This is a genomic window from Streptomyces sp. NBC_00872, from assembly GCF_045161915.1.
In the GTDB taxonomy this organism is placed as follows: Bacteria; Actinomycetota; Actinomycetes; order Streptomycetales; family Streptomycetaceae; genus Streptomyces.
This window is the reverse complement of record NZ_CP108806.1, coordinates 4,119,421-4,140,082: the sequence shown is the minus strand read 5'-3', so window position 1 is coordinate 4,140,082 and position 20,662 is coordinate 4,119,421. Positions and strand designations below refer to the sequence as shown.

The following is a 20,662-nucleotide window of genomic DNA, read 5'->3' as shown; positions in this document are numbered from 1 at the left end:
AGAGGTCTCCCCGGAGTGTCGGCGGCGCCTGAGCACCCACTACGGTTCCGAAGCCGCTGGGTGGCTCGACGCGGTGCCCACTCTGCTGGACCAGGCGGCGGAGCGCTGGAAGCTCACGCTCGGCGCGTACCACGACGCCGGACACGCTTCCGTGATAGCCACGGCCGACACCGTCGACGGGCGTCCGCTGCTCCTCAAGGTGTGGGCCGATCCCACTCGGTTCCGCAACGAGGTCACCGCCCTGCGCCTTTGGGCGGGCGGTGCCGCGACGGGCGTCGTCGAGGCAGCCGACGACCTGGCCGTGGCGGCCCTGGAGATGGTCGGAGGCCGCCCCGGCGGCAGTGAGCGGCCGGCACGCGAGTTCCAGACGGTGGCCGCCGCGCTCCACGGCCTCCACACCTTCGGTCGCCACCGTCGCCGACCGCGTGACCTGCCTACCCTGGCCACATACCTGCACCAGGATGTACGGCCGCGAGTGCGGCGCAGACTGAAGGCCGTCGACGTCAGGCCGTGGCGCGACCTCGTGGACGTGCTCCTCCCCGAGCTCATGGCCTTGGAGGAGGACGACGGCCGCACGACAGTCCTGCACACGGATCTCTACTGCGAGAACGTGCTCTTCGACCGGCTCGGGCACCCCCGCCTGATCGATCCCCTTCCGATGGTGGGCGACGCGGCCTTCGACTGGGCTTTCTGGACCGTGTACTACGACCTCGGGCACGGCACCGACGCCCGCCTGGCCGCAGCCGTCCGGATCTCCCGTATCCCCGTTCCCGTCCTGGCGCCCTGGTGCCGAGCACTGGCCCTGGACGGTCTCCTCTACTACCTGGAAACCGGCGATCCCCGCGCACCGCGGATGGCCGACGTCCTCGCACGGCTGTCGGCGCCAACCCCAGGGAACCGATCATGACGACTTATGTCTTCCGCCACGGACCGACCGAATACAGTCGGCGCTACCTCGTCAACGGTGACCCGGCCAAACCCGTGCACCTGAGCGAGGACGGCCGCCGAGCGCTGGCCAAAGGCTGGAACAGCGTGCCCCTCCACAGCGTCAGAACGTGGACGGCCAGCGCATTCCCCCGTGCCCAGCAGACCGCGAACCTGTTGATGGCCGTTCCCGGGCCGGAACTGATCATCGACCCGCACCTGAACGAGCTCGACTACGGCGTATTCGAGGGAAAGCCGTTCCTCGAATACGCCGCCTGGCTCGACGGACACGGCGCCGACGAGCGACCGCCCGGCGGCAGCGAGTCGCAGAGCGAAGGCATTCACAGGATGCTCACGGGAGTCCTCGCGGCCTTGGAGCACCCCGGCCCTCGCGTGCTCGTAGCTCATGGCCTGCTGATCTCCGTACTCCTGTGGCACCGCGCACGGACTCCAGGCCAGGCCATGCCCCTGTTCTTCCCCGAGGCCCCGTACGTCCAGCCCGTCGCCATCTCGGCCGAGGAGCTGCCGGCATTCATCGGAACGCTGATGAACGATCTTGAAACTGGTGCTCAGCGCCGTGCCGCAGATACCAGTGACGGGAGGATATTTCGGATCGGCGAGGGCTCGGCGGTTGCTACCGTCGATCGCGTATCCCACCCGCCGGATCAGAAGGATCTTCCTCATGCATGATGCCCGCGCCCTAATCGAAATGGGTGCCGAAGCGGTTCGTCGGCTCGCTCGTCGCGGCTACTCTCTGGACCTGTCCGAGCTGGAGTCCCTCCAGTCTCGGCGCAACCAGAACATCCGCTCGGCCGACGAGCTGCGGGCAGAGTCCAAGCGGACGGCGAGTGAGGTCCAGCAGACGGCCAAGCAGGGCGGCGACATCTCCAAGCTGAAGGAGCGCGCCCGCGAGCTCAAGGACCAGATCCGGGACATCGAGACTGGCCAGGTGCAGGTCGAGGAACAGCTCCGCGACCTCCTCCTCAGCATTCCGAACCTGCCGGACGACGCGGCCCCGGACGGCGACTCCGAAGACTTCGCGGTCGAGATCCGGCGGGTCGGCACTCCGCCGGCCTTCCCGTTCGAGCCGAAGGACCACGTCGACCTCGGTGAGGCCATTGGCATCCTCGACTTCGCTCGGGCGACGAAGCTGTCCGGACCGCGCTTCGCAGTCTCGCGCGGCGCCGGAGCGGCGCTGGAGCGTGCCCTGGCGACGCTCTTCCTCGACCTGCACACCCGTCGGCACGGATACGTCGAGCACGCGGTCCCGTACCTGGTCACCCGCAAGACGATGACCGGCACGGGGCAGCTGCCGAAGTTCGAGGAGGACCTGTTCAAGACCGGCGTCGCCGACCGCGAGCTGTTCCTGATCCCGACGGCCGAGGTGCCGCTGACCAACCTCTACGCGGACGAGATCATCCCTCCGGCCGAGCTGCCGCTGGCGCTCACCGCGCACACGCCGTGCTTCCGGTCCGAAGCGGGCTCGTACGGTCGCGACACCCGGGGGCTGATCCGTCAGCATCAGTTCGCCAAGGTCGAGATCGTCCAGATGGTCGACCCGGCAGACACGGACGCCACGCTGGAGACGATGGTCGGCCACGCCGAGGCATGCCTGAAGGAGCTCGGCCTCGCCTATCGCGTTGTCAAGCTGGCCGCCGGCGACACGGGCTTCTCCGCCCAGCTCACGTACGACATCGAGGTCTGGATCCCGAGCCAGAACACGTACCGCGAGATCTCCTCGGTCTCCAACTTCGGCACTTTCCAGGCCCGCCGGGCCAACATCCGGACCCGAGGCGAGGATGGCAAGCCCAAGCTCGTCGCCACCCTCAACGGCTCCGGCCTCCCCGTCGGCCGCACCCTGGCCGCTCTCCTTGAGCAGTGCCAGCAACAGGACGGCTCCATCGTCCTGCCCGAATCGCTCGTCCCGTACCTCGGCTTCCGCCGTATCTCGGCGGACGGAAAACCGGAGGCATAACGTGCTCGTCGGCGTCTGCGACTTCCCTGGTAGCTACGCCTTTCCACCCACCGGCTACGGCGGGATCGAACGATGGCTGTGGGCGGTCGCCGTAGGCGCCCGAGCCGCAGGCGCCGACGTACATCTTCTGGGGCCGGGCTGGCTCACGGACCTGGAGAACGACTGGGTCCGTCGGCCGGTCCGCCTGGAGGACCTCACCACCGGATCGCTCGCCGAGCGCGAGCTCCGCAGCACCGGATACGACCTCCTGGTCGTGGGGCACGAGTACCCGTCCCTGCCGGCCTGGACGCGTACCTGGAACGAGCTGGACTGCGATGTCGCCACCTTCCAGCACTCGCCCGTTTTCCAGCACGCCGACGCGGCTTTCGACGGCAAACGGTCACGGCTCTACTGCTACTCGCCCGAGATGATCGAGCGGTATGCAGACCACCGGCCGATCCCTGAACTCGCTGTACACCTCGGTCTGGACGAGGAAGAGCCGACGGCCGTCGCCGGTGACGACCTCATGTGGCTCGGCCGCATAGACGAGGAAAAGGCGCCGCACATCGCCGTCCGAGCCGCACAGATCCTCGGCCGCCGGATACAGATCGTCGGCCCCGTCTTCGACGAGACATACGTACGACGCCACGAGCGTCTCCTCAGCGCGAACCACGTGAAGTGGGCCGGCGAACTCGGCGGCCCCGCCAAGACCGCCGCCATCCGCGACGCCTCCGTCTTCGTCTACACCTATGCTCGTACGTATGTGGAGGCTGGCGCCGCCGTCTTCGGCGAGTCCCTCCGCGCCGGCACCCCCGTGGCCGCGCTCACGTGGCGCGAGGGAACCTGCGCCGAGGCGGCCCTGTGCGATCGGACAGGCGTGATCACGGGGGCTGACCCCGACGAGGACGACGAGGCAGCAGCGGAGCTTCTCGCCCTGGCGATCGAGCAGGCCGAGGGCCTCAAGCACACGGAGGTCCAAGAGGTCGGGATGCACCGCTTCGATCCGGCCCGCCACTTCACCGCGATGTCGACTCGGTCATGCTGACGAGCGGTTCCAGAGAGCTCGTACTCGGGTCGTCGGCCTGTTCGGAGGTCCGCTTGCCTGCGGTCCTACGCCAAGTCCTCGGAGCACAATGGGAGTTCACCGTCTCCGACGGCCGGATCGCGATCGAGCATGCACACAGAGGATCGCCGTACTGTCCGCCTCGTCGGACCCCGTCCTGGGAAGAGCTACTGGCAGGGCTGAAGGCGGGCTTCGCGGCCCAGGGTGTCCCGCAGGACGCTTGCCTGCCAATTCGGTGGGGCCGCGAGACCGAGCTGACGATCTCGGCCGTCCAAGCCCTTGACCCCCTCCTCAAGGACGGCCGTCCGCTGACCTACCGCAGCGGCTTCCTGCCCCAGCCTGTTGTCCGTTTCACCGGGCAGCGTGACGCATCGGGTGACCTCCGGGAAGGATTCCTGACCTCGTTCGTCAACGTTTCCCGCGTCCAGCCGATTCAACGCATTGACGAATACGGTGTGATCTTGGACGGCTGGCTCGGTGTGTTGTCGCGATTGGGTTTCCATGCGCGCCACATCAGCGTCCAGGGAAAACTGGCAACATGGCGGCGCCGTCAAGTCGAAGGCATCACTCTTCGCTTCAGTCACCTCGACCTCACTCTTGGCGACATCGTCCTCCTTTGGAATACCGACAACCCTGAGCGTATGGCGGTAGACCTCGGCACCGGACTGGAACGGTTGGCCTGGGCACGTACGCAGCTGGGGTGGAGAGATCTCGTCTTCGGCAGGTTCGCGACCTTGGCGCCCCCACCAACCCTGGACGCCGTCCGTACCGCCACTCTCCTCCTTGGACACGGCATTCGTCCGGCCGCGCGCGGGGCCGGCGGAATCACACGCCGGGTGATCGGAACGATCAACCCTGATTCGGCGCGGCTGGGTGTCAGCTCTCTGGTTCGCGCCTCGTATCGCTATTGGCGACTGTTCGGCGAGCCGAATGTCCCATGGCCGACCGTGGCCATGGCGATCGAGGAGGAACTGGGCATCTGAAGGAAGAATTCCGGCGAGGTCCAGCTCGCTTGCCGGGGAAAATTTGTCTCTCTTTACATCATTTAGCCGGAGGTGGACGGGAAAGGTCCCGATTCGCCGGACCCGGTGTATTGGGTTACCCCCCCCGCCATCTGGCCGGTGACGACGGTGCTCTCGCCGAGCGGATCGGCGACACCCTGGTCGGCCTCGGTTGGCGCATGTGGCCCACGGCCCGCCACACCCTGCTGTACGTGAGCCCGGACGGGCTGTGCGGCGCCGGGTGGGTCCTCGCGACCTACCCGTTCGAGCTTGGTGGCTGCCTGTTGCCTGGCAACTGAGCGTTCGCCCGCATGCCGTCTCCGCTCCGGCGGAGTGGAACGCGTACTTCACCACGGGTGTCCCGTACGAGGTGCTCGCCGATCTCCTCGTCGCGCTCGACGCCCGTGAGGCGCCGGACGTCGGTTGTGCGGGGCCCGAGACGGTCGTCAACGCACTCAGCGCGCGGGGCCGGGCCGCGACGTAAACCGGCCCCACACCACCGCCATCGCCCCCGGGTTCTCCTCCAGCGTCTCCCTGGAGATGCTGCCACCGTCGATCGAGGACGCCGATCCGCTTCCCGACCAGGTGGGTTGGCAGGCATGGGCGCAACCCATTCTCAGCGCCCCGTATTTGTGGTGCGCCAGCTTCAGCGCCGGCGTCCCGCATGACCTGGTCGCCGCTTCCGCCTCCTCGCTCGCCTCACCGGACCCAGTGCCCCGCGGCACGTTGCCCGAGAGCGCCGAGGGCCGGCTCGGCGTCACCGGTATATGTACTCAACGATCTTCTACGAGCAAGGGCGGCCGCCGCACACCTGCAGTAGCGCCGACGTTGCTCGCTGGGCTCAGGGTGCTACGCCTACCGGGGGCGCCGCTTCGGCGGTACTGGTCCGGGGATGACGTCGAGGCCCATATGTTCCTTGAACAGATGCACCAGGTTGGCTCCGTCGAGGAGTTCGAGCCGCCCGTGCTCGTTGGCGAACGCCTCGCTGGCCCGGCCGAACCAGGAGGTCGTCACCAGGATGCCTTTGGCGGCCCGCTTGTGTTCCACGACGCCCGCGAGCGCGGAGACGGTCTCGAACGGCACTACGTTCTTGGTGCGCTTGGCCTGGATGATGCACAGCCCCTTCATGACGGGGTCGGTGTTCATCGCGACGGCGTCCACACCCTCGTCCTTCGACGGCTGCGTGTTGACGCTGTCCAGACCGATGGCTTCGAACAGTTGCCTGATGAGGTGCTCGAACTCCGTGGGCTTCAGATCCATCAGCACCGGCCGGCTGTCCAGCCCCGCCACGACGTCCATGCTGTCCATGAGGCGGAACTTGGACAGGTCGAACGTGACCAGTGGGCGTACGGGCTCCAGTTCGTACGGGTTCGGCGAGATAAGCGACCGCAGCCGCTTCAAACAAGCCCGCGGATCCACTTGGGTCAGGACCAGCTGACTGAACTCGGCCCGGTCTGCTTGGAGAGTGATCAAGCACGGATGGACGTCACGCCCTGTGGCGCGGTCGATGGTGGCCACATGTCCGTTCAAAGCGATGGACCGGACTACACCTTCCGTGTCGGAGGCAAGGAGCTCGTGCACGGTGCGCAACGCGGTCTGCGCAAGGACTGACGCGTACAGTTCCTTGCGCTCTTTCTCCGGGCGTGGAACGGGCGTGATCTCGTCGCGCGTCTTTACATACCGGTAGGCGCGGGCCGCAGGGACCACATCCTCCAGCGGAAGGTCGATCTCGACCAACAAGTCGCCGGTGTCCGCCTGAAACGAAACCTGATTGGCCTTCGGGAACCCGTGTGGATACACGGAGGCGGCCAAGACCTGGTTGACGAACCACTCGACAGCATCGACGTCTCGGTCTTGATAGGCGCTGCGGCGCTCCGCAAGACCAGTGTTCCATTCCTCGGCCCGAGCAGCTTCTTCCTGATTCCGTTCCTTGTGACGCGCACGGGCCTTCTCCAGCCTCTCCGCGCGTTTCTTCTCGTCGCGGGCGTGATCCCGCAGCGCTCTGTCGAACCGCTTGCGGGCGGCTTCGACCTCCGCGTCGTGTCCACGACGTCCGAATCCCAACGCACCGAGCAACCCCCGAGGCGCCTCCGGCTCGTACTCTTCCCAGCGGGGCAAGGGTGCCGCTTTGGTAGAGCCCTTGGGCGGGACGAATGGTGAGGGGACGAAGTCCTGTTTGAGCCGCTCGAACGTCAGCGGCTGCCCATCCAGTACAGATGAGCGCAGCAGCCCTGCAAGTTGGTCGGCGTCATGCTCGGCCACGCTGGTGCGGTCCACCGCCTCCTGAGCGCGGGCCGCTTCGTACGCCAGTTTCTCCGCACGTGCCTTCCTCTTGGCCTCGGCCTCAGCGGCTTTTCGGGCCTTCTCCCGTTCCCTGGCCTGCCGCGCGAGTTCCCGTGCGTATGGATCATTCCCGCCCGCCACTGCTTGCCCCCAGCTCAGTGCATGATCAATCGAAATCTGCAGCAGTATCTCGCACCGGGCCGATGGCGTCGGGAGGCACTGGCTGATTGCAGATGGTCCCTGCTGCGGGCGCGTTCACTTCCCATCGGACACAAGATCGCCGTTCCTGTACGGAAGCGTGCCGGAAGGACGCGGTTGAGGTGAGCGGTTCAGCGCGGCACACTCGCCCCGATGAGCGACAGCACACAGTCGGGCAGATGGGACGGGCCCTGGTACCGCGTCCGGACGGACCAGTTCGAGGCCGCATTCCTGCCGAATGCCGGCGATGACCTGGAGGCGGTGAACAACGTCGATGTCTTTGTGGACCTCAAAGACGGCTCCCGGTGGAGCGCGACCATCATCACCCTCGATCAGATCGAGATCCTGATGACGAGATGGGCCGCAAGCGGGGAAGCTCTGGGAGGCCGTTACTTCTGGTGCTCGGACGGTCTTATCGTCCGCGACACCGGCATCAGCAGCATGACCCGGGTACTTGTGGGCCTGGTCGAGAACGGTGAGTTCACGCAGATCCTTCAGCGCCTCGATGACTGACAAGCGTCCCGCGGACGCCGCAGTCTGCTCCTGAAACGATCAGTTAAGCGTGAGGTCCGTATCCACGGGTCCGCTGGGGAGCCGATTCTTGCGGCCGGCTCCCATACGGCCTCCGGAAACCACTCAGGGGCCTGACCCGCTAAGCGGATCAGGCCCCTGACCTGGTGTTTCGGCTGTCGGGGTGGCGGGATTTGAACCCACGACCTCTTCGTCCCGAACGAAGCGCGCTGCCAAGCTGCGCTACACCCCGATGTCGCTCGTGTGGCGGCGACATCGATTACTTTAGCCCACCGCTGGCCGGAGACGAAATCCGGTTTCGGGGTGGCGGCGGGGGGTCAGGGGCGGGACGTGAGGGTGAGGAGGGTTGCTTCGGGGGGGCAGGCGAAGCGGAGGGGGGTGTAGCGGTTGGTGCCGCAGCCCGCCGAGACGTGGAGGTACGAGGTGTGGCCGGCGGAGTCGTGGGTGGAGAGGCCCTTGACGCGGTCCGTGTCCAGATCGCAGTTGGTCACCAGCGCCCCGTAGAAGGGGATGCAGAGCTGGCCGCCATGGGTGTGGCCCGCCAGGATCAAGGGGTAGCCGTCGGCGGTGAAGGCGTCCAGGGAGCGCAGATACGGGGCGTGCACCACGCCGATCGAGAGGTCCGCGTCCGGCTCGGGGCCGCCCGCGACCCGCTCGTACCTGTCCCGCTTGATGTGCGGGTCGTCCACGCCGGTGAAGGCGATCTCCTGGCCGTCGATCTTGAGCCGGCCCCGGGTGTTGTTCAGGCCCACCCAGCCCGCCGCGTCGAAGGCGTCGCGCATCGGCTCCCACGGGTTGTGCACCGCGGAGACGGCGGGAGCGTTGCCGTTCAGACCGTGGCGCCCCTGTGCTTTCTCGAAGAGGTAGCGCGCCGGGTTACGGAGCTTCGGCCCGTAGTAGTCGTTCGAACCGAAGACATAGACGCCCGGGAACTCCATCAGCGGACCCAGCGCGTCCAGCACCTCCGGTACGCCTTCCGGGTCCGAGAGGTTGTCGCCGGTGTTCACGATGAAGTCGGGGCGCAGCCCCGCCAGCGACTGGAGCCACCGCTGCTTCTTGTGCTGTCCGCTCACCATGTGGATGTCGGAGACCTGGAGGACCCGAAGATCACGCATGCCACGCGGCAGCACCGGGACGGAGATCCGTCGCAGTCGGAACGAACGGGCTTCGAAACCGGCGGCGTAGGCGAGGCCGGCCACGCCGACTGCCGCGATTCCCAGGGGTACTCCGTAGCGTGCGCGCATACGCCCATCGTCGCAGACACCGTACTGACGCGTAATCCGTGGGCGGCTACGACGGTGCACCTGCCACACTTGGCCCCATGACCAGCCTTAAGTCCAAGCTGAAGGAAGACCTCACCGAGGCCATCAGGGCGCGCGACGAGCTGCGCTCCGCCACGCTCCGGCTGACGCTCTCCGCGATCACCAAGGAGGAGGTCTCGGGCACCAAGGCGCGCGAGCTCTCCGACGACGAGGTGCAGAAGGTGATCGCCAAGGAGGCGAAGAAGCGCCGTGAGGCGGCGGAGGCCTTCACCCAGGGAGGGCGCCCGGAGCAGGCCGAACGGGAGCGGGCGGAGGGCGTGCTCCTTGATGCGTACCTGCCGAAGCAGCTCACCGACGAGGAACTGGGCGCCATCGTCGCGCAGGCCGTCGAGGAGGCGAAGGCGACCGGAGCCGAGGGCCCGCGCGCGATGGGCGCCGTGATGAAGATCGTGAACCCCAAGGTCGCGGGCCGCGCCGAGGGCGGCCGCGTCGCCGCCCTCGTCAAGCAGTCCCTCGCGTGAGGCCGTACGCCTGAGGCGAGCGAGGTACCACTTCAGGTAGAGGTACCACTTCAGGTACCTGAGGACTTCAGGTACCTGCGGCCCTGGGCGTCTGAGGCCCGTGAGGTGTCCGGGGCCTGTGAGGTGTGCTGAGACCTGGTGTCTGCGAGGTGCCCTGAGGTCCGGGGGTGTCTGGGGCGTCGGGGGCGTCCGGGGCGGCGTCCGGGGCCTGATGGTTCACATCTTCACATGGCTCCTCTGCGCGTGAGCTCGCCGCTTTCCCCTGAGCTCCGGCCCCCGTCCCACGTCCCGCCCGCCCCGCCGCCTTCCACCGCGTATACAAAAGGGCGCCCGGTCCGTGATTTCTCACCGACCGGGCGCCCCCTCATACGGCACACGTCATACGTCATACGTGCCTACGGGAAGTTTCCGCCGCCGTCCTGGCCTTCGCTTCCGTTCCCGCCGCCGTCCTGGCCGCCGTTTCCGTTTCCGCCGCCGTTCTGGCCGCCGGTCAGTACGCCCGGCGGGAACGAGCCGCCCGGTCCGCCCGTGCCCGTGCCCTGGTTGTCCCCAGGCCTGCCGTCCTGCCCGCCGTTGTTCTGCCCGCCGTTCTCCTGGCCCGCGTCGTTGCCCGGCTTGTTCGGGTCCTCCTCCGGGGCCTTCGGCGCGTCCGGGATGCTGATCTCGTTGAAGCCCGGAGCCTCCCGGCCGTCCAGCGCGCCGGTCATGGCGTCCTTCCAGATCGGCCCCGGAACCTCACCACCGAAGACCTTGTCGTGGTACTCCCCGCCGATGGTGATGTCGACCATCTTCCTGGAGTGCCGCGGGTCACCGACCCAGACCGCGCCCGACATGTTGGGCGTGTAGCCCACGAACCAGGCCGCGTAGCGGAAGTCCGTCGTACCGGTCTTGCCCGCGCTCGGCCGGCTGCCGAGGCCCGCCTGCTGCCCCGTACCGTCCTCCACCACGCCCTTCAGCAGCGTGTTGATCGTGTCGGCCGTGGTCTCGGACATCGCGCGTTCGCACTTCGACTTCGGCACCGGCATCGGCTTCTTGTTCGGGCCCTGGATGGACTCGATCGCGATCGGGGTGCAGTACGTACCGCGGCTGGCGAAGGTGGCGTAGGCCGACGCCATGGTCAGCGGCGACACCTCCTGCGTGCCCAGGGTGATCGACGGAACCTGCTGGATCTTCTTCCCGTCGGCCCGCTTCACGCCCATCTTCGCGGCCAGCTCGGTCACCGGGCAGACACCGATCTGGCTGATGAGCTGCACGTAGTACGTATTGACCGACTTGGCGGTCGCTTCCTTCATCGAGTACGGCCCGACCTCGGACTCGTTCTCGTTCTCGACCGGGACGTCCTCGTCCGTCCACGGCCCGTTGCAGGTCTGCACCGGGGTCGGGTACGTCATCTCGTACGGGGAAGGGAAGGTCTGCGTCGCCGGGACGCCCCGCTCCAGCGCGGCCGCCGCGACGATCGGCTTGAAGGTGGACCCCGGCTGATAGCCCGCGCCGCCGCCCATCTTCTGGTCGACGGACAGATTGATCTGGGTCTCGTTCTTCCCGAAGCCGTACGGCCTCGACTGGCCCATCGCCAGGATCTTGCCCGTGCCCGGCTCGACGATGGTCAGCGCCGTCGCGACCGCGTCGCTCTGGAAGACATGGTCCTTGACCGACTCCTGCGCCGAGTTCTGCGCCTGCGGATCCAGGGTCGTACGGATCGTCAGCCCGCCCTGGTTCCAGACCTTGGCGCGCTCCTCGCGGTCCTTCCCGAAGACGGGGTCGTTGAGGAAGACCGAGCGTACGTAGTCGCAGAAGAAGCCCGCCCCGCTGACCGCCGTGATGCAGCCGTTCTTGGGCCGGCTCACATTGAGCTTGATCGGTGTGGCCTTGGCACGGTCGGCCTCCGCCTGCGAGATGTCGCGGACGTCGGCCATCCGCTGGAGCACGGTGTTGCGCCGCTTGGTGGCCTCCTCCTCGTCATTGACGGGGTCGTAGCGGCTCGGCGACTGGACGATGCCCGCGAGCATCGCCGCCTCCTCCACCTTCAGATCCTTGGCGGGCTTGGAGAAGTAGCGCTGGGCGGCGGCCTCGATGCCGTACGCCTGCTGCCCGAAGAAGGTGATGTTCAGATAGTTCTCCAGGATCTTCTTCTTGCCCAGCTCCTCCTCGACCTGGATCGCGTACTTCAGCTCCTGGATCTTGCGGCCCAGGGTCTGCTGGGTGGCCGCGGCGACCTTCTCCGGGTCGTCTCCGGCCTCCTCCACGAATACGTTCTTCACATACTGCTGGGTCAGGGTCGAGGCGCCCTGGGCGACGCCGCCCGACTGGGCGTTGCGGTTGAGTGCCCGCAGCACGCCCTTGAGGTCGACGGCCCCGTGCTCGTAGAAGCGCGAGTCCTCGATCGCGACGATCGCCTTCTGCATGTACGGGGAGATGTCTTTGAGCGGTACGACCGTACGGTCGCGGGAGTAGACCGTGGCGATACGGCCGCCCTTCGAGTCCAGGATCGTGGTGCGCTGGCTCAGCGGCGGCGTCTTGAGATTGGCGGGAATCTCGTCGAATCCCTCGACCGTTCCCTTGGCGGCGAGCCCCAGCGCACCGAAGGCCGGCAGGGCGATTCCTGCCAGCACCGCTCCCGCGAGCACGCTGACACCGAGGAACTTGGCGGCCTGCTGGGTCCCGGTCAGACCCCCGCCCGAGCGCTTCTTTGGCATGAGGGCAGCCTACGTTCTCATTCGCCGGACACGCGTCAAGGCTCTGGCCTAAGCTGTTCTCAACTGTCACAGCCACGCGGTTGCGCATCAAGCCTCGTACATGAACTTCCGGTGAACCCCGAAGCACGGGAAGCGATGTCCGATACACCCTCACCTGCTATCTGATGCCCGTTGTGACTCAAGTGAAATGCCCGGCTATGCCGGATGGGTCGGTTATGCCCTTGGGTCACTCCCCTGGGTGATCTGCCGCGTACGCATAGTCCGTTCGGACCATTCAAGATTGGGCCCGAAGGGGGTGTTGCGCTGTCCCCGCCTTCCGTAACGTCCTCAACTGGCAACGGTGAATATGCCGCTGCCGCCGTGGGGGAGCCTCAATTCGGGAGAGGACGGCGCCAGCATGGGCTGGGTAACCGACTGGAGTGCGCAGGCAGCCTGCCGCACTACCGATCCAGATGAACTGTTTGTGCAGGGTGCGGCGCAGAACAGGGCCAAGGCGGTGTGCACCGGATGCCCGGTGCGGACGGAATGCCTGGCCGACGCGCTGGACAATCGCGTCGAATTCGGCGTGTGGGGCGGGATGACCGAGCGGGAGCGTCGCGCACTGCTGCGCAGGCGCCCGACCGTCACTTCTTGGCGGCGGCTGCTTGAGACCGCGCGCACGGAGTACGAGCGCAGCGCGGGCCTGCTGCCCGTGGGCTTGGAGGATGACGAAACGTACGAGACGTACGCGGCGGTCGGGTAGCGGCCACGCCGCCACGGTCGACACGCCGACGAGCCGCCAGGGTCGACACGCCGACAGGGGGTAGGCGCGGTCCGGTCTGAGCTCATGGCCGACGCTCGGTCCGTTGTGGCTCTGGTCCGTCGCGGTTCCGGTCTGTTGTGGTCCGGTCCGTCGTGACTCCGGTCCGTTGGGCTTTGGACCGTCGTGGTTCCGGGCTGTCATGTCTCCATCCCTGCAAGGTCCCTGGGGGACTGCTGGGAAGTCATCAAGCAGGAATTCGTCAAGCAAGAAGTCTTTGAGCAACTGGTTCAGGACGTTCCCGAGGGAAGTTCCCGAGGGAATTCCTGCGAGGCCGCCGCGGCTCGATCAGCCGCGCCGCCCATGCGACGTCTCCGCCGCTCAGGTCGTAGCACGACCATTCGCGAGACGATCACCGATGGCCCTGAGCCCTGCGAGGTCGTGAACATCGCCCGGCAGGGCGGCCACTTCGGCCACCGCCACCTCGGGATGGAGCGCGGTGAAACGGTCACGCGTCCGCTCTTCACGCGCGAGCATCTGCATACGCTCGGCGTGCAGGCGCAGCAGACCCGCGGTCAGTTGTTCCACACTTGTGACAGAAGTCTGCCCGGAAGTGCTCACTGCGGACGGGTCGGACGGGTCGGACGATGCCGACGGGTCGGATGGTGCTGATGTGGGCGGCGGCTCGGACGGGGGGGATGCGGGCGCGGTGGGGTCGGGCGAGTGATGTACGGCGGCTTCTACGGCTTCGTGCGCCTCGGCGGCTTCGGGAGAAAAGCCGTCCGGGGCAGCACTGCCACGACCATGAGCTTTCCCAGCCATCTGATCCACAATGCGGCCCTCTTCAAGATTTTCTGCCGCCGCCCGCGCCCGCTCGGCCGACAGCCGGGCGGCGCCGCTGCCATGGACACGGTTGAGGACCAGTCCGGCCAGCGGCATCTCCTCGGCGGCCAGCCGCTCCACGAAGTACGCGGCCTCCCGAAGCGCGTCCCGTTCCGGCGCCGCGACCACCAGGAACGCCGTCCCCGGAGCCTGGAGCAGCCGGTACGTGGCGTCGGCGCGGGTACGGAACCCGCCGAACATCGTGTCCATCGCCGTCACGAACGTCTGCACATCGCGCAGGAACTGCCCCCCGAGGAGCTTTCCGAGCGTGCCCGTCATCATCGACATGCCGGCGTTCAGGAACTTCATCCCGGCCCGGCCGCCCATCTTCGCCGGAGCCATCAGCAGTCTGATGAACTTCCCGTCGAGGAAGGAGCCGAGGCGCTTCGGCGCGTCCAGGAAGTCCAGCGCCGAGCGCGAGGGCGGGGTGTCGACGACGATCAGGTCCCACTCGTCGCGGGCCCGTAGCTGGCCGAGTTTCTCCATCGCCATGTACTCCTGTGTGCCCGCGAAGCCGGCCGACAGGGACTGGTAGAAGGGGTTCTCCAGAATCGCGCGGGCCCGCTGTCCGTCCGCGTGCGCCTCGACGATCTCGTCGAAGGTCCGCTTCATGTCGAGCATCATGGCGTGCAGTTCGCCGGGGCCCTCGATGCCCTTCACCTGCCGCGGGGTGTTGTCGAGCGAGTCGATGCCCATGGACTGGGCCAGCCGGCGGGCCGGGTCGATGGTGAGGACCACCACCTTCCGCCCGCGCTCCGCCGCCCGTACGCCCAGGGCCGCCGCGGTCGTCGTCTTGCCGACACCCCCGGAGCCGCAGCACACGATGATGCGGGTGGCCCGGTCGTCGAGCAGCGGATCGATCTCCAGCGGGGCGGCTGCCGGATCCAGCGTCATGAGAAGGCCTTCCCGAGTTGCCGTAGCTCCCTCGCCAGCCGGTAGAGACCGGCGAGGTCCATTCCTTCCCCGATCAGCGGGAGTTCGTACGTGGGCAGTCCGAGCTTGGTCAGGACAGCCCTCTGCTCCCGCTCCAGCTCCACCCGCTGGGCGTGCTCCGCGGCCTGTTCGAGCAGGGGACCGACCAGCTTCGTCGGCGCGCTCACCCCGGCCGCCGTGAGCGCCTTGGCGACCTCCTTACGACGGTCGCCCGACGCGGCGCGGACGGCGGCCTCGTCGAGGAGATGCGGTCGCACCATGTTGACGATGACCTTGCCGACCGGCAGTTCCGCGGCCTGGAGCTCGGCGACACCGTCCGCGGTCTCCTGGACCGGCATCTCCTCCAGCAGCGTGACCAGATGCACCGCCGTGTCGGGCGACTTGAGGACCCGCATCACGGCCTGCGCCTGATTGTGTATCGGGCCGATCTTCGCCAGCCCCGCCACTTCGTCGTTCACATTCAGGAAGCGGGTGATACGGCCGGTGGGCGGGGCGTCCATCACCACGTAGTCATAAGTGAAACGTCCCTGCTTGTCGCGGCGCCGCACCGCCTCGCACGCCTTGCCGGTCAGCAGTACGTCCCTGACCCCGGGCGCGATGGTCGTGGCGAAGTCGATCGCGCCGATCTTCTTCAGCGCCCGGCCCGCGCTGCCGAGCTTGTAGAACATCTGGAGATAGTCGAGAAGGGCGCGCTCGGCGTCGATGGCCAGCGCGTACACCTCGCCGCCGCCCGACGCGACGGCGATCTTCCGCTCCTCGTACGGAAGGGCCTCCGTCTCGAAGAGCTGCGCGATCCCCTGTCTGCCCTCGACCTCGACGAGGAGTGTGCGCTTGCCCTCCGTCGCGAGGGCGAGCGCTAGTGCGGCGGCGACCGTCGTCTTACCGGTACCGCCCTTGCCGCTGACGACCTGGAGCCTGCTCACGTATTCGAGCCTAACCAGTAGGGCTCCGGGCTACGCACGAGGCCGCCGCGCGGTGCGGCTACAGTCGGCCCATGACCAAGTGGGAATACGCGACCGTGCCCCTTCTCGTGCACGCGACCAAGCAGATTCTGGACACCTGGGGCGAGGACGGCTGGGAGCTCGTCCAGGTCGTTCCCGGGCCGAACAACCCCGAGCAGCTGGTGGCTTATCTGAAGCGGGAGAAAACCGCATGAGCGGAGCCGTCGAGGCCGCCCTCGCCGAGCTGGGGCTGAAGCTGCCCGAGGTCGTACCGCCGCTGGCCGCCTATCAGCCGGCGGTCAGGACAGGTGCGTACGTCTACACCGCGGGGCAGCTCCCGATGGTGGAGGGCAAGCTTCCGGTCACCGGCAAGGTGGGCGCCGAGGTCACTCCGGAAGAGGCCAAGGAGCTCGCCCGCGTCTGCGCGCTCAACGCCCTGGCCGCGGTGAAGTCGGTCACCGGCGATCTGGACCGTATCGCCCGTGTCGTCAAGGTCGTGGGCTTTGTCGCCTCGGCCTCGGACTTCACCGGGCAGCCGGCCGTCCTGAACGGCGCGAGCGAACTGCTCGGCCAGGTCCTCGGCGAGCGGGGCGTGCACGCGCGCAGCGCCGTCGGGGTGGCGGTGCTGCCGCTGGACGCTCCGGTCGAGGTCGAGATCCAGGTCGAGCTGACCGAGGACTGAGGCCCGCACATATCCGTACATTCCTCGGAGATCCCGCTCGGTGCGCGTGTGGACGCGGACCGGGCGGGATCTTCTGTCGGCGGATGGGACCCCTGTCGCAGGGCGTACGGGGCGTGAACGTGTCGCAGGGCGTATGGGGCGTGAACGTGTCGCAGGGCGTATGGGGCGTACGGGGCGTGGCCGGCCTGTGTGGTCGGACCACACACGTCTCATGGGTGCCCCTCGAACATCACCGCTTCACCGCATAGCATCCGGCCATGCCCAATGGTCAGTGGTACCCGCCCGAATGGCCCGTGCGGATCCGTGCCCTCGCCGCCGGTGAGATCACCGCGGCGACTCCCCGGCGGGCCGCGACGGTGATGCTCCTGCGCGATGGTCCCACCGGTCCGGATCCGGTGCCGAGTCCGGGACCGGTTCCGGGGCCAGGCACTCCGGGCGGCTCCAGCACTCCGGCCGGCGCCGACGGTACGGCCGGCTCCGACCGTACAGTTGGTTCCGACCGTACGGTTGCTTCCGGCCGCCCGGGACCCGCCGTGCACATGCTGCGACGGCGCGCCTCCATGGCCTTCGCCGCAGGCGCCTACGCGTACCCGGGCGGCGGAGTCGATCCACGGGACGACGACCGGCTCGTCGGCTGGGCCGGTCCCGGCCGTGACGTATGGGCACGCCGCCTCGGTGTTGACGCCGCCTCCGCGCAGGCCATCGTGTGCGCGGCGGTGCGGGAGACCTACGAGGAGGCCGGAGTCCTGCTCGCGGGGGAGTCCGCGGAGAGCGTCGTGGGCGACACCACGGGCGACGACTGGGAGGCCGACCGGGCCGCCCTGGTCGACCGCGAACTGTCCTTCGCGGACTTCCTTGACCGCCGCGGGCTGGTGCTGCGCAGCGATCTGCTCGGCGCGTGGACCCGCTGGATCACGCCGGAGTTCGAACCGCGGCGCTACGACACCTGGTTCTTCGTGGCGGCGCTGCCGACCGGTCAGCGTACGAGGAACGCCTCCACGGAGGCCGACCGTACGGTGTGGATCAGACCGGCCGAGGCGACGGCGGCGTACGACAGGGGCGAGCTGCTGATGATGCCGCCGACCGTCTCGACACTGCGTCAGCTCCAGTCGTACGGTACTGCTGCCGAAGCGCTCGCCGGTGCCGAGGGCCGCGATATGACGCCCGTACTGGCCACGGCGCGGCTGGAGGGCGGGGAACTGGTGCTGAGCTGGCCCGGACATGACGAGTTCACCAAGCGCGTCGACCCCACCGGAGGCCCCTGATGACCGATGCCGCCGCTCTCCCCGGTCAGCCGCGCGGCGGGGTGCTCTCCGGCCCGGCCACCGCCCGCGCCGTCAATGTGCTGGCCCCCAACCCCTCCTCGATGACCCTGGACGGCACCAACACCTGGATCGTCTCGGAACCGGACTCCGAGTCGGCCGTGGTCATCGACCCGGGCCCGCTGTACGACGCACATCTCCGAGCGGTCATCGCCGTCGCCGAGAAGGCGGGGAAGCGGATCGCGCTGACCCTGCTCACCCATGGCCATCCGGACCACGCGGACGGCGCGGCGCGCTTCGCCGAGCTGACGGGCACGCCGGTACGGGCCCTGGACCCGGCACTGCGGCTGGGGGACGAGGGGCTGGCGGCCGGGGACGTCATCACCACCGGCGGTCTGGAGCTACGGGTCGTGCCCACGCCCGGCCACACCGCCGACTCGCTCTCCTTCCATCTGCCCGCAGACCGCGCGGTGCTGACCGGTGACACCATCCTCGGCCGCGGCACCACGGTGGTGGCCCATCCCGACGGCAGGCTCGGCGACTATCTCGACTCCCTGCGCCGGCTGCGCTCGCTCACGGTCGACGACGGGGTCCGTACGGTGCTGCCGGGCCACGGTCCCGTACTGGACGACGCGCAGGGCGCGGTCGAGTTCTATCTCGCCCACCGCGCCAACCGGCTCGCCCAGGTCGAGACAGCCGTCGAGAACGGCTATCACACGCCCTCGGAGGTGGTCGCCCATGTCTACGCGGCCGTCGACCGCTCCCTCTGGCCGGCGGCCGAACTCTCCGTGAGGGCGCAGCTGGAGTATCTGCGCGAGCACGGGCTCATCTAGAGCCTGTCCGGTCGCCCCGACACGACGGGCCGGGGAGCGTCCGGATATGCGGAAGGGCCCTTCCGAGGCGAGGTGGAAGGGCCCTTTCCGTGTCCGGCGCTGTCGCTGTCGCTGTCGCTGTCAGCGCGAGCGCTTCGCGAGGCGCTCCACGTCCAGCAGGATCACCGCGCGCGCCTCCAGCCGCAGCCAGCCGCGCTGCGCGAAGTCGGCGAGTGCCTTGTTGACCGTCTCACGGGACGCGCCGACGAGCTGGGCCAGCTCCTCCTGTGTCAGGTCGTGCACGACATGGATGCCTTCCTCGGACTGCACACCGAAGCGGCGCGACAGATCGAGGAGCGCACGGGCCACCCGGCCCGGCACGTCGGAGAAGACCAGGTCGGACATCTGGTCGTTGGTCTTGCGCAGCCTGCGGGCGACGGCGCGCAGCAGGGCCGTGGCCACCTCCGGGCGCGCGTTCAGCCAGGGCTGCAGATCGCCGTGGCCCAGACCGAGGAGCTTGACCTCGGTGAGCGCCGTCGCGGTGGCGGTGCGCGGGCCGGGGTCGAAGAGGGACAGCTCACCGATCAGCTCGCCGGGGCCGAGCACGGCGAGCATGTTCTCGCGGCCGTCGGGGGAGGTGCGGTGGAGCTTGACCTTGCCTTCGGTGACCACGTAAAGACGGTCGCCGGGGTCGCCCTCGTGGAAGAGCGCGTCACCGCGCGCGAGCGTCGCTTCACTCATCGAGGCGCGCAGCTCTGCCGCCTGCTCGTCATCGAGCGCCGCGAAGAGCGGGGCACGCCGCAGAACGTCGTCCACGTGTTCTCTCCTTGTCGACCTGCTCAGGGAACCGTGGTCCCCACCTGCGCGGGGACCGTCGTCCCCATGATGCCGTACGTGCCGCTTCTTCTCGGGTGGCTTGGCACCCCTGGACCGTTCGGCCCTCCACCGGATTCCGCTTGTCCGAAACCATGCGATCGGTCACAAGTTTGACGTACGTACGTCCGGAAGCGTGCCCCCGGGGCCGATTCGAGTGGTGATCGGCCATGGCCGGGGCGGATGTCAGTGCGGGGCTTTACGCTGGCCGGGTGTCGAATCCGCCGATGACAGCGCAGGCCAAGGGGGCTGAAAGAGTGTCCACGGAGCCCAATTCCGCTGTGGGCGAACAGCCCTCGGCGAAACCGAAAAAAGCTACAAAAGCGAAAAAAGTCAAGCCGGAGTCGCGACTGGCGATGATCCGCAGGGCCCGGCGGATCAACCGCGAGCTGGCCGAGGTCTATCCGTACGCCCATCCCGAGCTGGACTTCCGGAACCCGTTCGAGCTGCTGGTCGCGACGGTCCTGTCCGCGCAGACCACCGATCTCCGGGTCAACCAGACCACGCCCGCGGTCTTCGCGAAGTATCCGACGCCCGAGGACATGGCCGCGGCCGCGCCGGAGGAGCTGGAGGAGATCATCCGGCCGACCGGCTTCTTCCGGGCGAAGACGAAGTCCCTCATAGGGCTCTCCACGGCTCTGCGCGACCGTTTCGACGGCGAGGTGCCCGGCCGGCTGGCGAATCTCGTCACCCTGCCCGGCGTGGGGCGCAAGACGGCGAACGTGGTGCTGGGCAATGCCTTCGGGGTCCCCGGTCTCACGGTCGACACGCACTTCGGCAGGCTCGTCCGGCGCTGGAAGTGGACCGAGCAGGAGGACCCGGAGAAGGTCGAGGCGGAGATCGCGGCGATCTTCCCGAAGAGCGAGTGGACGATGCTCTCGCACCGGGTGATCTTCCATGGGCGCCGTATCTGCCACTCCCGCAAGCCGGCCTGCGGTGCCTGTCCGATCGCGCATCTCTGCCCGTCGTACGGCGAGGGTGAGACGGACCCGGAGAAGGCGCGGAAGCTGCTCAAGTACGAGATGGGCGGCTATCCGGGCCAGCGGCTGAACCCGCCCCCCGACTACCCGGGCAAGGCGGCCCCGCCGATGGGCGCCGTATGAGC

Annotated in this window: 21 protein-coding genes, 1 tRNA gene and 1 pseudogene; 16 read left to right on the top strand and 7 right to left on the bottom strand. The window is 68.1% G+C overall.

Features of this window, described 5'->3' with window-relative positions:
* Positions 1-73: 73 nt before the first annotated feature.
* The 8 genes and pseudogenes from OG214_RS17700 to OG214_RS17665 form a co-directional block, all read left to right on the top strand.
* Positions 74-907, top strand: a complete 834-nt coding sequence (locus OG214_RS17700) for an aminoglycoside phosphotransferase family protein (protein WP_405985250.1) — start codon at positions 74-76, stop codon at positions 905-907.
* A complete protein-coding gene (locus OG214_RS17695; protein ID WP_405985249.1) occupies positions 904-1,614 on the top strand; it encodes a histidine phosphatase family protein in 711 nt (236 codons plus the stop codon). Before OG214_RS17700 ends, OG214_RS17695 begins: the two co-directional genes overlap by 4 nt.
* Positions 1,607-2,899 (top strand): serine--tRNA ligase, encoded by a 1,293-nt coding sequence (gene serS / locus OG214_RS17690; RefSeq protein ID WP_405985248.1) that lies wholly within the window; start codon positions 1,607-1,609, stop codon positions 2,897-2,899. Before OG214_RS17695 ends, serS begins: the two co-directional genes overlap by 8 nt.
* 1 nt (position 2,900) lies before the next feature.
* Positions 2,901-3,923, top strand: coding sequence for a glycosyltransferase (locus OG214_RS17685; protein WP_405985247.1), 1,023 nt, complete (start codon positions 2,901-2,903; stop codon positions 3,921-3,923).
* The gene (locus OG214_RS17680) at positions 3,917-4,924 is read left to right on the top strand and encodes a hypothetical protein (RefSeq protein ID WP_405985246.1); all 1,008 of its coding nucleotides are present in this window, start codon (positions 3,917-3,919) and stop codon (positions 4,922-4,924) included. The genes OG214_RS17685 and OG214_RS17680 overlap by 7 nt, the downstream gene beginning before the upstream one ends.
* Positions 4,925-5,034: 110 nt before the next feature.
* Entirely contained in the window at positions 5,035-5,241 is a 207-nt protein-coding gene (locus tag OG214_RS17675; RefSeq protein ID WP_405987718.1) for a hypothetical protein, read from the top strand.
* The gene (locus tag OG214_RS17670; RefSeq protein ID WP_405985245.1) at positions 5,172-5,426 is read left to right on the top strand and encodes a DUF317 domain-containing protein; all 255 of its coding nucleotides are present in this window, start codon (positions 5,172-5,174) and stop codon (positions 5,424-5,426) included. Before OG214_RS17675 ends, OG214_RS17670 begins: the two co-directional genes overlap by 70 nt.
* 56 nt (positions 5,427-5,482) lie before the next feature.
* Positions 5,483-5,596 (top strand): annotated as a pseudogene (locus OG214_RS17665) (SPDY domain containing protein); the annotation flags it as partial.
* Between the two features lie 201 nt (positions 5,597-5,797).
* Here OG214_RS17665 and OG214_RS17660 read toward each other — a convergent pair.
* Positions 5,798-7,219, bottom strand: a complete 1,422-nt coding sequence (locus OG214_RS17660) for a restriction endonuclease (RefSeq protein ID WP_405985244.1) — start codon at positions 7,217-7,219, stop codon at positions 5,798-5,800.
* A 357-nt stretch (positions 7,220-7,576) separates the two neighbouring features.
* Here OG214_RS17660 and OG214_RS17655 point away from each other — a divergent pair, with 357 nt between their 5' ends.
* The gene (locus tag OG214_RS17655) at positions 7,577-7,936 is read left to right on the top strand and encodes a hypothetical protein (RefSeq protein ID WP_363081817.1); all 360 of its coding nucleotides are present in this window, start codon (positions 7,577-7,579) and stop codon (positions 7,934-7,936) included.
* A 176-nt stretch (positions 7,937-8,112) separates the two neighbouring features.
* Here the strand turns inward: OG214_RS17655 and OG214_RS17650 are convergent.
* Both OG214_RS17650 and OG214_RS17645 read right to left on the bottom strand, forming a co-directional pair.
* Positions 8,113-8,186, bottom strand: a tRNA-Pro gene (locus OG214_RS17650).
* A gap of 85 nt (positions 8,187-8,271) precedes the next feature.
* Positions 8,272-9,198, bottom strand: a complete 927-nt coding sequence (locus tag OG214_RS17645; RefSeq protein WP_363081816.1) for a metallophosphoesterase — start codon at positions 9,196-9,198, stop codon at positions 8,272-8,274.
* A gap of 77 nt (positions 9,199-9,275) precedes the next feature.
* Here OG214_RS17645 and OG214_RS17640 point away from each other — a divergent pair, with 77 nt between their 5' ends.
* Entirely contained in the window at positions 9,276-9,737 is a 462-nt protein-coding gene (locus OG214_RS17640) for a GatB/YqeY domain-containing protein (RefSeq protein WP_405985243.1), read from the top strand.
* 395 nt (positions 9,738-10,132) lie between these two features.
* Here OG214_RS17640 and OG214_RS17635 read toward each other — a convergent pair whose 3' ends face one another.
* Positions 10,133-12,433, bottom strand: coding sequence for a transglycosylase domain-containing protein (locus OG214_RS17635; protein WP_405985242.1), 2,301 nt, complete (start codon positions 12,431-12,433; stop codon positions 10,133-10,135).
* A gap of 397 nt (positions 12,434-12,830) precedes the next feature.
* On the opposite strand from OG214_RS17635, the gene OG214_RS17630 reads away from it, so the two are divergent.
* Positions 12,831-13,175 (top strand): WhiB family transcriptional regulator, encoded by a 345-nt coding sequence (locus tag OG214_RS17630; RefSeq protein WP_030353248.1) that lies wholly within the window; start codon positions 12,831-12,833, stop codon positions 13,173-13,175.
* A 378-nt stretch (positions 13,176-13,553) separates the two neighbouring features.
* On the opposite strand, the gene OG214_RS17625 is transcribed toward OG214_RS17630, so the two are convergent.
* Positions 13,554-14,948, bottom strand: coding sequence for an ArsA family ATPase (locus tag OG214_RS17625; protein WP_405985241.1), 1,395 nt, complete (start codon positions 14,946-14,948; stop codon positions 13,554-13,556).
* Complete coding sequence (locus OG214_RS17620; RefSeq protein ID WP_363083742.1) at positions 14,945-15,910, bottom strand: ArsA-related P-loop ATPase; 966 nt, start codon at positions 15,908-15,910, stop codon at positions 14,945-14,947. The genes OG214_RS17625 and OG214_RS17620 overlap by 4 nt, the downstream gene beginning before the upstream one ends.
* Before the next feature lie 71 nt (positions 15,911-15,981).
* Here OG214_RS17620 and OG214_RS17615 point away from each other — a divergent pair, with 71 nt between their 5' ends.
* From OG214_RS17615 to OG214_RS17600, 4 genes are all read left to right on the top strand, one after another.
* Positions 15,982-16,143, top strand: coding sequence for a DUF4177 domain-containing protein (locus tag OG214_RS17615; protein ID WP_093601778.1), 162 nt, complete (start codon positions 15,982-15,984; stop codon positions 16,141-16,143).
* The gene (locus OG214_RS17610) at positions 16,140-16,610 is read left to right on the top strand and encodes a RidA family protein (RefSeq protein WP_363083741.1); all 471 of its coding nucleotides are present in this window, start codon (positions 16,140-16,142) and stop codon (positions 16,608-16,610) included. The genes OG214_RS17615 and OG214_RS17610 overlap by 4 nt, the downstream gene beginning before the upstream one ends.
* Positions 16,611-16,867: 257 nt before the next feature.
* Positions 16,868-17,875 (top strand): NUDIX hydrolase, encoded by a 1,008-nt coding sequence (locus OG214_RS17605; RefSeq protein ID WP_405985240.1) that lies wholly within the window; start codon positions 16,868-16,870, stop codon positions 17,873-17,875.
* Positions 17,875-18,705 carry an MBL fold metallo-hydrolase gene (locus OG214_RS17600; RefSeq protein ID WP_363083739.1) on the top strand — a complete coding sequence of 277 codons (831 nt, stop codon included), beginning with the start codon at positions 17,875-17,877 and terminating at the stop codon, positions 18,703-18,705. The genes OG214_RS17605 and OG214_RS17600 overlap by 1 nt, the downstream gene beginning before the upstream one ends.
* A 120-nt stretch (positions 18,706-18,825) precedes the next feature.
* On the opposite strand, the gene OG214_RS17595 is transcribed toward OG214_RS17600, so the two are convergent.
* Positions 18,826-19,500 (bottom strand): Crp/Fnr family transcriptional regulator, encoded by a 675-nt coding sequence (locus OG214_RS17595; protein WP_015034542.1) that lies wholly within the window; start codon positions 19,498-19,500, stop codon positions 18,826-18,828.
* Positions 19,501-19,784: 284 nt separating this feature from the next.
* On the opposite strand from OG214_RS17595, the gene nth reads away from it, so the two are divergent.
* A complete protein-coding gene (gene nth, locus OG214_RS17590) occupies positions 19,785-20,660 on the top strand; it encodes an endonuclease III (RefSeq protein WP_405987538.1) in 876 nt (291 codons plus the stop codon).
* Positions 20,661-20,662: the final 2 nt, after the last annotated feature.

Coding starts and splice junctions, on each gene's coding strand:
- OG214_RS17695 (WP_405985249.1), top strand. CDS start 904: ATGACGACTTATGTCTTCCGCCACGGACCGACCGAATACAGTCGGCGC.
- serS (WP_405985248.1), top strand. CDS start 1,607: ATGCATGATGCCCGCGCCCTAATCGAAATGGGTGCCGAAGCGGTTCGT.
- OG214_RS17680 (WP_405985246.1), top strand. CDS start 3,917: ATGCTGACGAGCGGTTCCAGAGAGCTCGTACTCGGGTCGTCGGCCTGT.
- OG214_RS17655 (WP_363081817.1), top strand. CDS start 7,577: ATGAGCGACAGCACACAGTCGGGCAGATGGGACGGGCCCTGGTACCGC.
- OG214_RS17645 (WP_363081816.1), bottom strand. CDS start 9,198: ATGCGCGCACGCTACGGAGTACCCCTGGGAATCGCGGCAGTCGGCGTG.
- OG214_RS17640 (WP_405985243.1), top strand. CDS start 9,276: ATGACCAGCCTTAAGTCCAAGCTGAAGGAAGACCTCACCGAGGCCATC.
- OG214_RS17635 (WP_405985242.1), bottom strand. CDS start 12,433: ATGCCAAAGAAGCGCTCGGGCGGGGGTCTGACCGGGACCCAGCAGGCC.
- OG214_RS17630 (WP_030353248.1), top strand. CDS start 12,831: ATGGGCTGGGTAACCGACTGGAGTGCGCAGGCAGCCTGCCGCACTACC.
- OG214_RS17625 (WP_405985241.1), bottom strand. CDS start 14,948: ATGACGCTGGATCCGGCAGCCGCCCCGCTGGAGATCGATCCGCTGCTC.
- OG214_RS17615 (WP_093601778.1), top strand. CDS start 15,982: ATGACCAAGTGGGAATACGCGACCGTGCCCCTTCTCGTGCACGCGACC.
- OG214_RS17610 (WP_363083741.1), top strand. CDS start 16,140: ATGAGCGGAGCCGTCGAGGCCGCCCTCGCCGAGCTGGGGCTGAAGCTG.
- OG214_RS17605 (WP_405985240.1), top strand. CDS start 16,868: ATGCCCAATGGTCAGTGGTACCCGCCCGAATGGCCCGTGCGGATCCGT.
- OG214_RS17600 (WP_363083739.1), top strand. CDS start 17,875: ATGACCGATGCCGCCGCTCTCCCCGGTCAGCCGCGCGGCGGGGTGCTC.
- nth (WP_405987538.1), top strand. CDS start 19,785: ATGACAGCGCAGGCCAAGGGGGCTGAAAGAGTGTCCACGGAGCCCAAT.